The sequence below is a fragment of the Streptomyces sp. NPDC020917 genome (assembly GCF_044333795.1).
Classification (GTDB): domain Bacteria; phylum Actinomycetota; class Actinomycetes; order Streptomycetales; family Streptomycetaceae; genus Actinacidiphila.
In genome coordinates, this window is the sequence record NZ_JBIRRR010000020.1 from 51,911 (window position 1) to 66,725 (window position 14,815).

Annotated in this window: 12 protein-coding genes; 4 read left to right on the top strand and 8 right to left on the bottom strand. The window is 71.8% G+C overall.

What is annotated here, in order from left to right:
- Positions 1-52: 52 nt before the first annotated feature.
- From ACH4TG_RS32170 to ACH4TG_RS32195, 6 genes are all read right to left on the bottom strand, one after another.
- Complete coding sequence (locus ACH4TG_RS32170) at positions 53-3,613, bottom strand: choice-of-anchor D domain-containing protein (protein ID WP_398246142.1); 3,561 nt, start codon at positions 3,611-3,613, stop codon at positions 53-55.
- 344 nt (positions 3,614-3,957) lie between these two features.
- Positions 3,958-6,168, bottom strand: coding sequence for a HelD family protein (locus tag ACH4TG_RS32175; protein WP_398246254.1), 2,211 nt, complete (start codon positions 6,166-6,168; stop codon positions 3,958-3,960).
- Between the two features lie 170 nt (positions 6,169-6,338).
- Positions 6,339-7,103: a class I SAM-dependent methyltransferase gene (locus ACH4TG_RS32180; RefSeq protein ID WP_398246143.1), complete on the bottom strand. Its 765-nt coding sequence runs from the start codon at positions 7,101-7,103 to the stop codon at positions 6,339-6,341.
- Positions 7,104-7,313: 210 nt separating this feature from the next.
- On the bottom strand, positions 7,314-8,018 hold the full coding sequence (locus ACH4TG_RS32185; RefSeq protein ID WP_398246144.1) for a GNAT family N-acetyltransferase: 705 nt from the start codon (positions 8,016-8,018) through the stop codon (positions 7,314-7,316).
- 104 nt (positions 8,019-8,122) lie between these two features.
- On the bottom strand, positions 8,123-8,920 hold the full coding sequence (locus ACH4TG_RS32190; RefSeq protein ID WP_398246145.1) for a thymidylate synthase: 798 nt from the start codon (positions 8,918-8,920) through the stop codon (positions 8,123-8,125).
- Positions 8,921-8,931: 11 nt separating this feature from the next.
- Positions 8,932-9,330 (bottom strand): ATP-binding protein, encoded by a 399-nt coding sequence (locus ACH4TG_RS32195; RefSeq protein WP_398246146.1) that lies wholly within the window; start codon positions 9,328-9,330, stop codon positions 8,932-8,934.
- Between the two features lie 316 nt (positions 9,331-9,646).
- On the opposite strand from ACH4TG_RS32195, the gene ACH4TG_RS32200 reads away from it, so the two are divergent.
- The 3 genes from ACH4TG_RS32200 (at position 9,647) to ACH4TG_RS32210 (ending at position 11,791) form a co-directional block, all read left to right on the top strand.
- Positions 9,647-10,531, top strand: coding sequence for a helix-turn-helix domain-containing protein (locus ACH4TG_RS32200; protein ID WP_398246147.1), 885 nt, complete (start codon positions 9,647-9,649; stop codon positions 10,529-10,531).
- Positions 10,532-10,536: 5 nt separating this feature from the next.
- On the top strand, positions 10,537-10,752 hold the full coding sequence (locus tag ACH4TG_RS32205; RefSeq protein ID WP_398246148.1) for a DUF397 domain-containing protein: 216 nt from the start codon (positions 10,537-10,539) through the stop codon (positions 10,750-10,752).
- 169 nt (positions 10,753-10,921) lie between these two features.
- On the top strand, positions 10,922-11,791 hold the full coding sequence (locus tag ACH4TG_RS32210) for a hypothetical protein (RefSeq protein WP_398246149.1): 870 nt from the start codon (positions 10,922-10,924) through the stop codon (positions 11,789-11,791).
- Positions 11,792-11,846: 55 nt separating this feature from the next.
- Here ACH4TG_RS32210 and ACH4TG_RS32215 read toward each other — a convergent pair whose 3' ends face one another.
- Both ACH4TG_RS32215 and sigJ read right to left on the bottom strand, forming a co-directional pair.
- Positions 11,847-12,275 carry an ASCH domain-containing protein gene (locus ACH4TG_RS32215; RefSeq protein ID WP_398246150.1) on the bottom strand — a complete coding sequence of 143 codons (429 nt, stop codon included), beginning with the start codon at positions 12,273-12,275 and terminating at the stop codon, positions 11,847-11,849.
- Positions 12,276-12,363: 88 nt separating this feature from the next.
- Positions 12,364-13,272 carry an RNA polymerase sigma factor SigJ gene (sigJ, locus tag ACH4TG_RS32220; protein WP_398246151.1) on the bottom strand — a complete coding sequence of 303 codons (909 nt, stop codon included), beginning with the start codon at positions 13,270-13,272 and terminating at the stop codon, positions 12,364-12,366.
- Between the two features lie 426 nt (positions 13,273-13,698).
- Here sigJ and ACH4TG_RS32225 point away from each other — a divergent pair, with 426 nt between their 5' ends.
- Positions 13,699-14,448: an SDR family oxidoreductase gene (locus ACH4TG_RS32225; RefSeq protein WP_398246152.1), complete on the top strand. Its 750-nt coding sequence runs from the start codon at positions 13,699-13,701 to the stop codon at positions 14,446-14,448.
- The last annotated feature ends 367 nt before the right edge of the window (positions 14,449-14,815 follow it).

Genomic DNA, 14,815 nt, shown 5'->3' on the forward strand with positions numbered 1-14,815 from the left:
CCCTCCCGGCGGCGCCGGATCCCGTGGGGGGAGGTCGGGACGTCCCGCGGGGTCAGGAGCTCCAGACCTGGAACTCGGAGAGCTGGCCGGCGGGCCAGCCGGAGTTGGCCGTGAACGTCGCGCGGAAGTAGCGCTCGGTGGCGGCCGGGAAGGTGATCGTCACCGTGTTGTTGTTGGCGGCCGGGTCGAAGCTGTAGGACGCCGAGGCCTTCAGCGTCGTGAACGTCGAACCGTCCGTGCTGCCCGCCAGCGTCAGCGTCTCGCTGCGCGCGCCCCAGGACGCGGGGAGCTGCAGCACCACCTTGCCGGCGCTCTGCGCCGACCCGAGGTCCACCTGCACCCACTGCGGGAACGCGTTGTTGGCGCTCTCCCAGTAGCTGTTCTGGTCCCCGTCGGTGACGTGCGACGACGGGTACACGTCGTTGTGGCTGGACTCGCTGGTGGCCTTGCCCGCCGCGAGGTTGGTGGCGACCGTGCCGCTGCCGGTGCCGGTCAGCGCCACCGTCAGCGGGTTGTTGGACGCGCTGCTCGCGACGGTCAGCGTGCCGGTGCGGGTGCCCGACGCAGTCGGCGTGAACGTCACGCCGACCGTGCAGGAGGCGCCCGCGGCGATCGACGACCCGCAGGTGTTGGTCTGCGCGAAGTCACCGGTGACGCTCACCCCGGAGACGGACGCGGCGGCGGTGCCGGTGTTGGACACCGTCACCGTCTGCGCGCCGCTGGTGGTGCCGGGCGCCTGCGAGGCGAAGGTCAGGGACGCCGGGGCTGCGGTGAGCGTGGCGGACGGGCTGCCGCCGCTGCCGCTGGGGAAGACCTCGAAGTCCGACAGCTGCCCGGCGGTCCAGCCGGAGTTGGCGGTGATGTTCACCCGCACGTACCGCGCGGTGGCGGACGCGAAGGTGATGGTCACCGTGTTGTTGTTGGCGTTCGGGTCGAAGGTGTAGGCAGCCGACCCGACGAGGGTGGCGAACGACGAGCCGTCGGTCGAGCCCAGCACCGACAGCGTCTCCTGGCGCGCCGCCCACGCGGTGGCCGGCGGCAGCTTCAGCACCACCTTGCCGATGCCGTAGCTCTGGCCGAGGTCGACCTGCGCCCACTGCGGGAAGGCGCCGTTGGCGCTCTCCCAGTACGTGGAGGCGTCCGCGTCCGTCAGGTTCGCCGGGGTGTAGGTGCCGTTGCTGGAGCTGGCCGACGCGGTCTTGCCCGCGGCGATGTTCGTGGAGCTGTCGATGCCGGTGCCGCTGAGCGCCACCGTGGTCGGGCTGTTGTTGGCGCTGCTGGTGACCGTCAGGGTGCCGGTGCGGGCGCCGCCGGTGGTCGGCTTGAACGAGACGGTGACCGCGCAGGAGGCGCCGACCGCGATCGTGGAGCAGTTGTTGGTCTGGCTGAAGTCGCTGCTCCCGGCCGACACGGACACCGCGGAGACGGTGGCCGAGGTGGTGCCGGAGTTGGTCACCGTCACCGTCTGCGCGCCGGCCGTGGCGCCGACGACGGTGCCGGCGAAGGACAGCGACGCCGGGGTGGCGTTCAGCACCGGGCCGGGCGCGGTGCCGGTGCCCGACAGGGCGACGGTGCTGGTGGTGCCGCCCGCGTTCACCGTCAGCGTGCCGCTGCGGCTGCCGGTCGCGGTGGGCTTGAACGTCACACTGACCGCGCACGAGCCGTTCGCCGGGATCGACGAGCCGCAGGTGTTGGTCTGGGCGAAGTCGCCGCCGGCCGCGATGGAGGAGACCGCGGCGGCCGCACCGGTCGGGTTGGAGACCGTCACGGTCTGCGCGGCGCTGGTCGCACCGGTCGCCACCGAACCGAAGTTGAGGGCGCTCGGGCTGGCCGTCACACCCTCGGCCGGGTACGGCGGGAAGACCGGGGTGGGCCAGCCGCCGCACAGCGGCGTACCGCTGATCCCCGAGTTGCCGCCGCCGTCGGTGACCGCGAAGTTGCCGCCCTCGCAGCTGTACACCGGGGAGGACGCGCCGACGCCGGTGGCGGTGACGTTGCTGAACTTGGCCGCGCCGCCGGTCTGTTCCTGCAGCGCGAAGGTGCCGGTGCCGGCGATCGTCACGTTGTCGAGGTTGACGCCGCTGATGGTGCCCTCGACCCACTGGATCGCCTCGTACGGGCTCTGCTCGATCAGCGCGTTGCTCACGTTGATCGGGCCGGTGATCGATCCCTGGCTGCCGTCGAACCACAGCGCGCCCACGCCGAACTGCCAGTTCGGGTCGAGGCTGCCGTCGCGGATCAGCGTGTTGTTGGAGATGGTGGTGGTGCCGACCGGCGTGGAGGTGAACCGCTGGCCGACGTGGATGCCGCCGCCCTGCGCCAGACCGGTGTCGGTGACCAGGTTGCCGCTGACGGTGTTGTCGTGGCCGCCGTAGATCGCGATGCCGTTGGCGAGGATCTGCAGGCTCACCGTGTTGTTGGAGATGGTGTCGTTGGCGTCGGCGCCCAGGCTGGAGTCGGCCCAGGTGGCGATGCCGTCGTCGCCGGTGTTGCGGATGTCGCTGTTGGTCACCTTGGAGTTGGTGACCCCGCCGTGGAAGTTGATGCCGTCCGCGGTGGTGTCGCGGATGCGCATGCCGCTGAACGTCAGCCCGTCCATCGGCCCGTCCATCCACGCGCCGACCTTCATGTGGTCGATCCACAGGTTGGAGACGGAGGAGCTGGACAGCGCGCCGCCGACGCCGTTGACCTGGGCGCTGTCGTCGCGCTCCTGGACGTCGCCGAAGATCGCGAAGTTCTGCAGGTGGACGTTGCTGCTGGGGTTCGGCTGGTAGTTGCCGTAGAAGCCGGGCGCGGCGCCGGTGACCGTGGAGTACCACATGCCGGCGCCGGCGACGGTGACGTTGTTGACGATGATGTGGCCGGGGACCTTGAAGGTGCCCGGCGGGATCCACACGGTGCCGCCCGAACCGGCCGCCGCGATGGCCGCGTTGAAGGCCGCGGTGGAGTCGGCGGCGCCGGTGGCGTCGGCGCCCTTGCTGGTCACCGACACCGAGCCCGAGGGCTGGCCCAGTGCCGGGCCGACGTTCTCGAAGTCGGCGAAGTCGATGGTGGTGGCGGTGCCGCCGGACGGGACCTGCAGGGTGAAGGTGGTGCCGGCCGGATACGTCTGCGACAGCAGCCGGTGCGCCTCGTCGTAGAAGTGGTGCGGGTTGCTGCCCGGGGTGTTGGTGAACGGGTAGCTGCCGTAGTACCAGCTGTAGGCGTTGGTCAGCGTGAAGTCGGACTGCGCGGCGCCGTTGACGGAGAACGACAGCGGCGCGGTGTAGACCGAGCCGCCCGAGCCGTCCGGGATGCTGTAGCGGAAGTCGATGGAGTTCGTCGCCACCGGCGTGGTGAAGGTGACGTACTTGCCGCTGCCCGACAGCGTGACCGCCTTGCGGTACGCCGCCTCGTCGGCGAGCTGGCCGGCTGCCCAACTCGGGCCGATGACCGTGCCGTTGGTGGCGGAGTTCTCGGCCTGCACCTCGACGTACGGCAGGCTCGCGCCGCTGCCGCCGGTGGCCGCGGCCATCGCCTGCGGTGCCGCGAGGGCGACCACGCCCACGGTCAGCAGGGCGGTGCCACCTCCCGCGGCGACCGCACGCCTGAGCTTTCTGAGTCTGGCGAACACGACTTGCTCCCTTCGAAGGGGTGGGGGGAGGCGCACCCGGGCATGGCGGACCGCCTCACGGAGCGGGGTGCGGGGGAACGAAGGAGGGATGGGTGGGGGGATCGCCGGCCCGGTCGCCGGGTGGGGCTGGACGGTGCAGGGGGACCGTAGCCTCCTGGACACACGCGTGCAATATCCGTATCCACTTTCGTTGAATACAGACTCAACTCTGCAAAATCATGCGCACGCTTACGCCCGTTGCCGAAGTGGGGCATGGTGCGCCCACCCCCGCGCAGCGCCTCGCCCGACGCCTGCGGCGCCGAGCCGCCCGGGGGACGGGGAAGTCCGGCGCGCTCAGCCGGCGGTCAGCGCAGGGCGGCGGGGAGTTCCTCGCGGTGGATGATGCCGAGGCGGCGGGTCGCCCGGGTCAGGGCGACGTACAGGTCGCTGGTCCCGAACCGTCCCGGCTCCACGACCAGGACGTGGTCGAACTCCAGGCCCTTGGCGGCTCGCGGGCCGAGCAGCACCACGGGACGGGTGAGGTCGGGTTCGGCGCCGGCCGTGACGCCGTCGAGCGGGGCCGCGATCTCCTCGTGCAGCTCGCGCGGCGCGATCACCGCCAGCCGCCCCTCGGCGGGCGTCAGCTCGGCGACGGCCCGCGCCACCGCCCCCGCCAGGTCCTCACCCGCGTCCCGCGTCCACGGCTCCTCGCCGGTGGACCGCACCGACCCGGGCGGCTCGAACGAGGGGTCCTTCGCGCGCACGACCCTGGCCGCCAGGTCCATGATCTCGGCCGGCGTGCGGTAGTTGACCCCCAGCCGCACATGGTCGAACCGGTCGCCGACATACGGCTCCAGGATCGCCTCCCACGAGCCGACGCCCGCCTCCTCGGAGGTCTGCGCCGGATCGCCGACCAGGGTCAGCGAGCGGGTCGGCGACCGCCGCATCAGCAACCGCCATGCCATCGGCGACAGTTCCTGCGCCTCGTCGACGATGATGTGCCCGAACGCCCAGGTCCGGTCGGCGGCCGCCCGCTCCGCCGCGGTCCGGTGGTCGGCCTCCTCCTGCCGCTCGGCCATCCGCTCGGCGTCGATGACGTCGTGGGCGGCCAGGACCTCGGACTCCGCGTCCTCGAACTCGAAGGTCCGCGACCCCGCCGACAGGTCCAGGACGCCCTGCGCGTACGCGATCTGCTCCAGGCGCTCGGCCTCCGCGGCCGCCCGCGCGGCGCTCTCGTCGACCCCCAGCAGCTCGGCCGCCTCGTCCAGGAGCGGCACGTCCGCCGGGGTCCACTGCCCCTCGCCGGGCGCGCGGCGGATGGCCTCGGCGTCCTCGTCGGGCAGGTAGCGCGGTTCGGCCAGATAGTCGCCGAGGAACTCCTGCGGCGTGAGCATCGGCCACAGCTCCCCGACCGCGGCCTGCACCTCCTCGCTCGCGGCGACGCCCTTGCCGAGCAGGGCGACGTCGTCAGGACCGAGGAAGTTGGGGCCGCCGTACGGGTCCGTGCCGATGCGTGCGGCCAGTTGCGCGGTGAGGGCGTCGATGACGTGGAAGGTGAAGTACGGGCGGGCGAGGTTGTGCGGGAGCCGCGTCTCGCGGGCCGCCGCCCGCGCCTCGTAGGCGATCTCCCAGTCCAGGACGAGATCCCCGTCGTCGTGCCGGATGATCACCGGCGCACCGGGCTCGGGCAGCCGCTGCCGGTCGTCCACGGCGAGGGCGAGCGCCTCGGCCATCCCCGCGCCGCCCTTGACGGCCGCCGCCCGCGGGGTGTCGGTGCCGCGGGCGTGGACGCCGGGGAAGAGTTCGGCCTGCGTGGCGAGCATGACCCCGGTCTCGCCGAGGGCGGGCAGCACCTCGCCGATGTACCGCAGGAACGCCGGGTTGGGCCCCACGACCAGGACGGCGCGCCGGGCCAGGAGCTCGCGGTGCTCGTACAGGAGGAAGGCCGCACGGTGCAGGGCGACCGCCGTCTTGCCGGTGCCGGGGCCGCCCTCGACGACGAGGACCCCCCGGTGCGGGGCACGGATGACGCGGTCCTGCTCCGCCTGGATGGTCCGCACGATGTCGGCCATGCGGCCTGTGCGGGCCGAGCTGAGTGCGGCGAGCAGCACGGCGTCGCCGGTCGGGTCCTCGAAGCCGCTGCGTTCGCGGTCGCCGAGATCGAGGATCTCGTCGTGCAGCTCGGTCACCGTGCGGCCCTCGGTGGTGATGTGCCGGCGCCGGCGCAGCCCCATCGGGGTATGCCCGGTGGCGAGATAGAAAGGCCGGGCGACCGGTGCCCGCCAGTCGATCAGCAGGGGGGTGTGATCGGTGTCGTCCTCACGAATTCCGATCCGGCCGACATGGTGCGCGGTGCCGTCCCGGAGATCGATCCGCCCGAAGCACAGCGAGCCGTCCACCGCGTTCAGGGCCGCCAGCAGACCGGACCGCTCGGCGACGACCACATCGCGTTCGACCCGGGCCTGCCTGCTGTTCCCCACCGGCGCCAGCGCGTCCTCGACCGCCTGCGCGGCGGCCCCGCGCAGGGTGTCGACGCGGTCGTAGAGCCGGTCGATGAATTCCTGCTCCTTGTGCAATTCGTGCTTCTCGTGATTTGACATCATCGCCCCCTGTCCGATATTCTGTTTCCAGAAGCCCCCGTTGCGGGGCTTTCTTCGTGAGAACACAGAAACAGCCAATATACGCGAGGAAATCCCCGATCCGCAATTCGCGGCACCGGGGATTTTTTGGTGTCCGGGCGTGGAGGTCAGCGCTGCGGGCGCTGGAAGAGGGCGGTCCAGAGGAAGGGTGCGCCGAAGTACGGTGATTCCGCGGGCTGTTCGCGCATGCGGCGCAGTTCCCGGGGGACGAGCGCGGCGAAGAGGGCGCGCAGCGAGGCGGGGGAGTAGGCGAGGCCGCCGTGGAGCCGGGCGTCGCGGTAGAAGGCGGCGTCGGGGAGTTCGGATCCCATCGCGCCCGCGGCGAAACAGGTGAGGGCGAGGTGCCCGCCGGGCGCCAGCACGCGGTCGAGGAGCCCGAGGTAGCTGATCCGCCGGTGCGGCGGCAGATGGTGGAAGCAGCCCGAGTCGCACACCAGGTCGTACGGGCCCGCCGCGCCGATCGCCTCCAGCGCGAAGGCGTTCCCGCGGTGGAAGCGGATCCGGGAGGCGACGCCGGCCTCGCGGGCGCGGTCCCGCGCCCAGGCGACGGCCGCCGGTGACAGGTCGACGGCGTCCACCTCGAACCCCTGGGACGCCAGGTGGACGGCGTTGCGCCCCGGCCCGCACCCCAGGTCGAGCGCCCGCCCGCCGCGGGCGACCAGCCCGCCGTCCAGATACCCCGCGAGGTTCTCGTCCGGCTTGTCGACGAAGAACGGCACCGGCCGCGCGCGGTCGGCGTAGAAGCCGTCCCACCACGCGCTGCCCCCGTCCTCCGTCCACCGGTCGGCCTCGGGCGCGAACAGCCCGTCCAGCAGCGTCAGGACGTCCTCGACCGTGCGGATCGAGCGGTCCGGCTCCAGCCCCTGCGACATCGGGCCCCCTCTCAAGCGGAGCCGTCACGGTACCGTCCGGACACGACAAAAGCCCAGGTCACACACTGCATGCGGGGGCCGGGAACGGCAGGCTGCGGGCCCGGCGGGACGCCCGGAAGCCCGTCACCCCGGCCCCGGCCCCGGCGGGCGCCAGGACCGCGCCCGCGGGCCGTGACGGGCCCTTTCCCGGCCGCCCTGCCCGCGGAAAATCTACGACTGCGGCGGCTGCGCGTGCGCCCGGGCCTCGGCGAGGTCGTCGCCCCGCAGACCCACGCAGTCCAGCGCCCAGAAGGTGTCGGAGTAGACGAACGTGCCCGTCATCCACTCCTCGTGCGCGGCGAGCGCCGCCACCTGGAAGGCGCCCGGCGGATAGCGCAACGTCGGCGGGCGGAAGCCGAGTTCCTCGGCGGGCCGGAACCCGCGGGCGCTGTAGTAGCGCGGCGAGCCCTCCAGGAAGACCAGCGGGACGCCCGACGCATCGGCAGCGGCCAGCGCGTGCGCGATCAGCCGGGTCCCGATGCCGCGCCCCTGATGGTCCGGGTGCACCCCCAGCGGCGACAGCGAGTACACGTCGACCAGGCGCGGCAGCGCGTCCAGCCGGCACGCGCTCAGCATCACGTGCCCGACGATCCGCTCGTGCGCGGGGTCCGCGGCGCTCTCCGCGCCCGCAATCCCGTTGGCGGACACGCCTGTTGTGATGCCGTGCGCGACGGCCACGAAGGACAGCGGCGGCACCGCCGCGCGGGCCGCGCGCAGCGCGTCGACGAGACCGGGGACGCGGTCCGGGTCCCCGAACGCCGCCGCCTGGAGCGCCCTGACCGCCTGTTCCTCGCCGGCCGCCTCGGCCCTGATCGTCACGTCGGGAGCGGCCTCACCGGTCGCGTCGGAGCGCGCATGCGCGTCAGCTGTCGCCATGCCCGCGCACGGTACGCGGCCCCCGGCCCCCAGGCCATCGAATTCCGCGCGCGCCCGGTGGTGCACCGTGCGACGCGGGCAACAGGGCCCGCTGCCGCCGCCGTTCAGACCGCGACCGGGGCCTTGATCGCCGGGTGGTGGCGGTAGCCGGCCACTTCCACGTCGGAGTACGCGTACGAGAAGAGCGACTCGGCCGGGCGCAGACGCAGCTCAGGGAACGCGAACGGGGTCCGCGACAGCTGCTCCGTCACCTGCGCGACGTGGTTGTCGTAGATGTGGCAGTCGCCGCCGGTCCAGATGAAGTCGCCCGGTTCCAGGCCGACTTGCTGCGCCACCATGTGCGTGAGCAGGGCGTAGCTGGCGATGTTGAACGGGACGCCGAGGAACAGGTCCGCGCTGCGCTGGTACAGCTGGCAGGAGAGCCTGCCGTCGGCGACGTGGAACTGGAAGAAGGCATGGCACGGCGCGAGAGCCATCTTCGGCAGCTCGGCGACGTTCCAGGCGGAGACGATCATCCGCCGGGAGTCGGGGTCCCGGCGCAGCGTGTCGAGGACCTCGCTGATCTGGTCGATGTGCCGGCCGTCAGGAGCGGGCCACGAACGCCACTGCGCGCCGTACACCGGACCGAGGTCGCCGTTCGCGTCGGCCCACTCGTCCCAGATGGTGACGCCGTGCTCGCGCAGCCAGCCGACGTTCGCGTCGCCGCGCAGGAACCACAGCAGCTCGTACACGATCGACTTGAGGTGCACCTTCTTGGTGGTGACCAGCGGGAACCCCCGCGCGAGGTCGTAGCGCAGCTGGTGCCCGAAGACACTTCGGGTGCCGGTGCCCGTCCGGTCGGCCTTGGCCGTCCCGGAGTCGAGTACCAGCCGCAACAGGTCTTCGTACTGGGTGTCCACCACGGCCGTCGATTCTACTCAGCGGCCAGCTCGGCCCAGACGACCTTGCCCGGCCCCGACCGCGCGACGACCCCCCACCGGCTCCCGGTGATCGCCTCGACCAGCGCGAGCCCGCGGCCGTGCTCGGAGTCGTCCGCGGGCGACTGGAGCTCGGGCTTGGCGTCTCCGCAGTCGTGCACCTCGATGCGCAGGCCGTTCCCCTGCCGGACGAACCGCGTCCCGATCCCGCGGCCGGGCACGCGGCCGTGCCGCACCGCGTTCGTCATCAACTCCGACAGCACGAGCGCGGCACTGTCCCCGAGCCCGCCCAACTCCCATGCGTCCAGCGCGTCGAGCAGCGCGTGGCGCGCGCGGTGCACGCTGTGGGGTGTGGCCGGCCACAACGTGACCGGCAGGCTGGGCGCCTGATCCATGGTGGTGCCTCCGTTTCCGGGCACGGCTGTGCCGGGTCTTTGTTCTGCGGAGTGGGCGCGCGTGGTCCGCCCCCGGCCCGACCACTCAGGGCGAGGGCACCGCTGCGCAATGTGAGCGACTGGCTGTAAGCGTGGCACCGTTCGGGCTACGGTGGCAGCCGTTAGCAGCAATTCTGCTCGGCAAATTCCCACGCGAAATTGCGTGGCGGGATGGCAGGTTCTCGCGGAGCCGCGAGATGTCCCGCTGGGGCGCAGAAAGTTCGTTGCACGCCTGGAACGTGCGCCGACAGACTGGACTCGCTCAGGAGGAGTACGGATGATCACGGATCTGGAAGCGGCGACTCCCGCCCTCTGCCGCCTCCAACTCGGCAGTGAACTCAGGCAACTTCGCTTAGCGGCGGGTCTCAAGGGCTCTCAAGTGGTGAAGCGGCTCCTGTGGAGCCCGTCCAAGCTCACTCGCCTGGAGACGGGCGAGAACACCTCGGTCGAGACCGCCGACGTCATGGCGCTGTGCGAGATCTACGGAGTGGACCTTGAGAGGCGAGCGGTGCTCCTCAGCTACGCCGCGGTGACCAAGACGAAGCGGGACTGGTGGCTGACACCGGAATACCGGCAGGTCATCAGTCCCGGCCTCAAGGCGTTCCTCGACCTGGAGGCGACCGCGACCGCGGTGCAGAACTACCAGGCGGAGTTCGTCCCGGGTCTCCTGCAGACGGAGGCCTACATCCGTGCACTGAATGAGCTGGCGCTCAACCGGCCGACGGATGAGGAGGCCGACATGATCGCCGCCATCCGAACGAGGCGTCAGGATGTCCTGAGCCGACCGGAATCCCCCCTGAAGTTCACCGCGATCATCAACGAGGCCGTTCTCCGTAGGCCAGTTGGGCGACGCCCCGTCATGCGCGAGCAACTTGCGCACATTGTCGATGTGGTCGAGTCCCGGCCCAACGTGCGAGTGCAGGTTGTGCCGTTCAGCGTGGGCGCGCACTCGGGGATGGACGGGTCGTTCGTCCTCATCCAGTTTCCGGAGAAGCTGTCGCTGAAACCCATGGTCTACCTGGAGGGCCTCGTGGACGCCTGGGTCAAGCGCGGTGAAGGCGACGTCGAGCGGTACGCGGACGCGGTCTCGGACCTGCAAGCCCTTGCGCCAGGACCGCGTGAATCCCTGCACATGATCAAAGAAGCGATCAAGGAGCATTGATACCGATGACCATCATGGCCGAGGCTCTCAGCGCAGCCGACTGGTACAAGTCGAGCTACAGCAACGCGCAAGGCGAATGTGTCGAGGCCGCACGCGTCGGGGCCGGAGCCATGGCCGTTCGCGACTCCAAGGACCCGCAGGGCCCCGCCCTCCTTTTCACAGCGGAAGCGTGGACCGCCTTCACGCACGCGGTCAGGGAGGGCGAACTCCCCCTCGTCTGAGGGGCAAAGAACCAGCGGTCTCCCGGCCGGGACGCGCGCGCGGCGCTCACCCCACCCGCGACCGTATGTGACTGAGATTGCCCGCTTCTCCACCTTTTCCAACCACGAAAGAGTGAATCTGCCCAAGCAGGACCGTTTTTGCGCATACGCCCGCCCATATGTTCCTTGCATGGTCAGTTCATCGCATGAGGCGATGCACCGGATCTTCCAGGAAGACCCCGGCATCTTCGCCCGCACCTTCGACCGTCTCGGCATACCTTTCACGGAACCCGTGGCGGTCTCACTGCTCCCGACGGATCTCACGGAGATCAAGCCGCTGGAGCGGCGGCTGGACACGCTGCTCCAAGTGGAGACGGCCGACGGCGGGAGTTACCTCCTGGCGGTTGAGGCCCAAGGAAGGAAGGACCCTGACAAGCACTGCAGTTGGGCGTACTACCTGTCGTACCTGTACGCGAAGTACCGCATGCCACCGCTGCTGTTGGTCGTCTGCCAGGACGAAGCAACCGCGCAGTGGGCCAAGATGCCGTTCCACCTCGGAACCCCGATGTGGCGCACGCTGACCCTTCGGCCACTGGTCTTGGGGCCGCATAACGTACCGATCGTCGCCGACGTGGCGTCCGCGGCCGAGGACATCCCCGTGGCTGTCTTCTCCGTGCTCACTCACAGTAGGCATCCGCATGCGGATACGATGTTGAGGGCACTGTCCGCGGCTCTCCGAAAGGCCGATCCCGATACGGCCGACCTTTTCAAGGAAATCACCGAACTTGGGCTGGGTACGAGCCCGGCAGCAGAGATCTGGAGGGACCTCATGGCCATCCCCACCTCGTTCTTCCGCTCCGAGACGGCTGAGAAGGTCCGCGAAGAGGGGCGGGTGCAGAGTCGCGCGGAGGACACGCTCACCGCGCTTCAACTCCGCGGTATCGAGGTCAGCGACGACGTGCGCGAGCGGGTCGAGAGTTGCACGGACTCCGATCTGGTCCGTCTGTGGTTCCACCGGGCCGTCACCGCCGAGCGTGCCGAGGACATCTTCGGCGACTGACGCCGCCAGCCGCCCGGCCGCGAGGGACGAGGTCCCGCGGCCGGGCGGCCGTCGTTCAGCCCAGGCGCTCGACCACGCGGAAGCGTTCGAGGACGACGAGGGTGGCGTCGGTGACCGTGAAGCCGGGGTCGCCGAGGATCTCCCGCATCGGCGCGCTGGTGAAGAACTCGTCGTGGGTCGCCCGCCACGTGTCGAGGGACGTGTCGCCCTCGCCCTCGTCCACCGCGTGCGCGAGGTCCACCTCGCCGATCGGCACCACCCGCACCTCGGTGGTCTCGATCACCGCGACCGGCAGCTCCGCCGAGTCGACCACGGCGAACCGCGCCCCCACCTCCGGCAGCGCCTCGTCCTCGGCCTCGTACGCGGCCAGCAGCCCGGTCGTCGAGGTCTTCGCCCCGCTCAGGACCGCCGCCAGCAGCTTGTCCCGCAGCGGCCCCGGAAACGCGAACTCGGCCTTGGGAAGCGCCGCGATGTCGTCAGTCATGCGCCGACCCTAGGCGCCCCGCACGCACGTCGTCAGCGCATTTAACGGCGCCTCCGCGGCCCCCCCGGCCCAGCGGCCCGGCCGGCGCTCAGGGGTTCCACAGCGTGAGCTTGTCGGGATTGAGCATCATGAGGACGGCCGTGACCAGGCCGCCGGCTACCTCCAGGGTGACCACGCCGGTGATCCGGCCCTGCTCCCACAGCACGAAGCCCAGGCCGTCGGCCGTCTGCTGCTCGGTGATCTCGACGTAGGGGCGGGCCCGCGCGGCCCCGAGCACGAAACGGGCCACCCGGTCGGCACCGTGGACGGGCTTGCGGGCGGTGCTGGCCTTCCCGCCGCCGTCCGAGCGCAGGACCGCCTGCGGGTCCAACGCGGCGGTCAGCGCGACCAGGTCGCCCTCCCGGCAGGCCGCCGCGAACGCCCGCACCACGTTGTCGTGGTCGGCCCGCGTCACCTGCCTGCCGGGGGAGCGCCGCACCCGGGAACGGGCGGAGGACGCCAGTTGCCGGCACGCGCCAGGGGTGCGCCCCACCGTCTCGGCGATCTCCGCGTACGGCACGGCGAACACGTCGTGCAGCACGAACGCCACCCGTTCCGCCGGGGTCATCGCTTCCAGCACCACCAGCAGCGCGGTGCTGACCGACTCGTCCAGCGTCAGCCGGTCCGCGGGATCCCCGGCGCCCCCGCCGGCCTCGCCCAGCATCGCGGTGGGCACCGGCTCGGGCAGCCACGGCCCGACGTAGCGTTCACGGCGGGCCCGCGCCGAGGTCGCCATGTCCAGGCAGACCCGGCCGGCGACCCGGGTCAGCCAGGCGCGCGGCACCTCGATGGCGTCCCGCTCGGCCTGGCTCATGCGGTACCAGCGCGTGTAGGTCTCCTGGACCGCGTCCTCGGCCTCGGCCACCGTGCCCAGGATCCGGAACGCCAGCCACACCAGATGCCGGCGCCCGCCGAGCACCGGGTCGTCCACCAGCGGCTGCTGCTGCTCGTGCTCCACGCGTCCCCCTCCTCGCCCTCAGGACACCGCGGGCCACCGGAACGTCAGGTGGCCCCGGTCCGGGCCCCGGCCCAGGCTAGCCCCGGGCCAGGGCCCCCGGGTCCCGGACGTGACGAGGCGTCCGAGCTTCCGGGGCGGAGCCGGGTGAGCGGGTTCACACGCCCGCGGGCGGGTCACGACCTGACACATCGGGGCCCTGTCTCGTCGCATGGGCATGACCCTGCGCACCCAACAGATCCTGGCCGCAGCGCTCGCCCTGACCGCCGTGTACGCGGGGGTGTGGGCCGCCTTCCGGCCGCGCCAGTTCCACGAGCGCCCTCCCGGCCGGGGACGGGCGGCCCTGCTCCTGCCGCCGGCGCCCCACCGGCCGGCACGGCCCCGGAACACCGAACACCGAAGCACGGCAGAAGGGACGGCACAGCAGCCATGCGTATCGCAGTAGCGGGAGGCACGGGATGGACCGGCCGGAGCGTCGTGGAGGTCCTCCGCGAACGCGGTGACGACCCCGTGGTCCTGGCCCGATCGACCGGCGTCGACCTGGTCACCGGGCGCGGCCTGGCCGGCGCCCTCGACGGCGTCGAGGCCGTCGTCGACGTCAGCAACATCATGACCGTCCGCCGGAAGCCCGCGGTGGCCTTCTTCGCGACCGCCACCGCCCATCTGCTGGCCGCGGGCGCCCAGGCCGGCGTCGGCCACCACGTCGCGCTGTCGATCGTCGGCGTCGACCGCGTCGACTACGGCTACTACGAGGGGAAGCGCCGCCAGGAGGAACTGGTGCTGGCCGGACCGGTGCCCGGGACCGTGCTGCGCGCCACGCAGTTCCACGAGTTCGCGGCGCAGACCCTGGCCCGCAAGGGCCCCCTCGTCATCGCCCCGAAGATGCTCAGCCAGCCCGTCGCCGTGCGCGACGTCGCGGCGCACCTGGTGGACCTCGCCCATGGCCGCCCGCTGGGCCTGGCCCCCGAACTGGCCGGGCCGGAACAGCACTTGAAGATGGACGAGATGGTCCGGCGGCTGCGGACGGCGCGCGGCGACCGCCGCCCCCTCGTCGCCGTCGCCCTGCCCGGAGCCGTCGGCAAGGCCATGACCAGCGGCGCCCTGCTCCCCACCGAGCCCGGCCCGCGCGGCACCCAGACCTTCGACGAGTGGCTCACCGCCGACCGCACCGCCCCCTGACGCCCACCCACCCGCCCGGCCGGCCCGGACCCCGCCCGGTCCGGCCGGGAATCCTCCGCGCTCAGGGGGTCAGCACGTCAAGATCCAGATCGATGGTGAACGGCACCGGCCGCCGCAGCCGCCCGCGGAAGATTCCCCGCGGGATGCCGGACGCCCGGCCCCTGCGGGGTGATCGAGTCCCGCTGGAGGCGCCACGTTGCCGTAACACGGCGGCCGTAGGGTGGGGGATCACGTGCGGGTGGTGCTGCCGGGAGGGGCGGGGCGGCGGCGCGCCCGGGCGTCGTGCTCGCGGGCGGCGGTCACCCCGTTTGCCGTAGCGCCGAGCCGAGCGCCCCCGCGTTGCCTCGCGACGCGGCGCTCGTTGAGC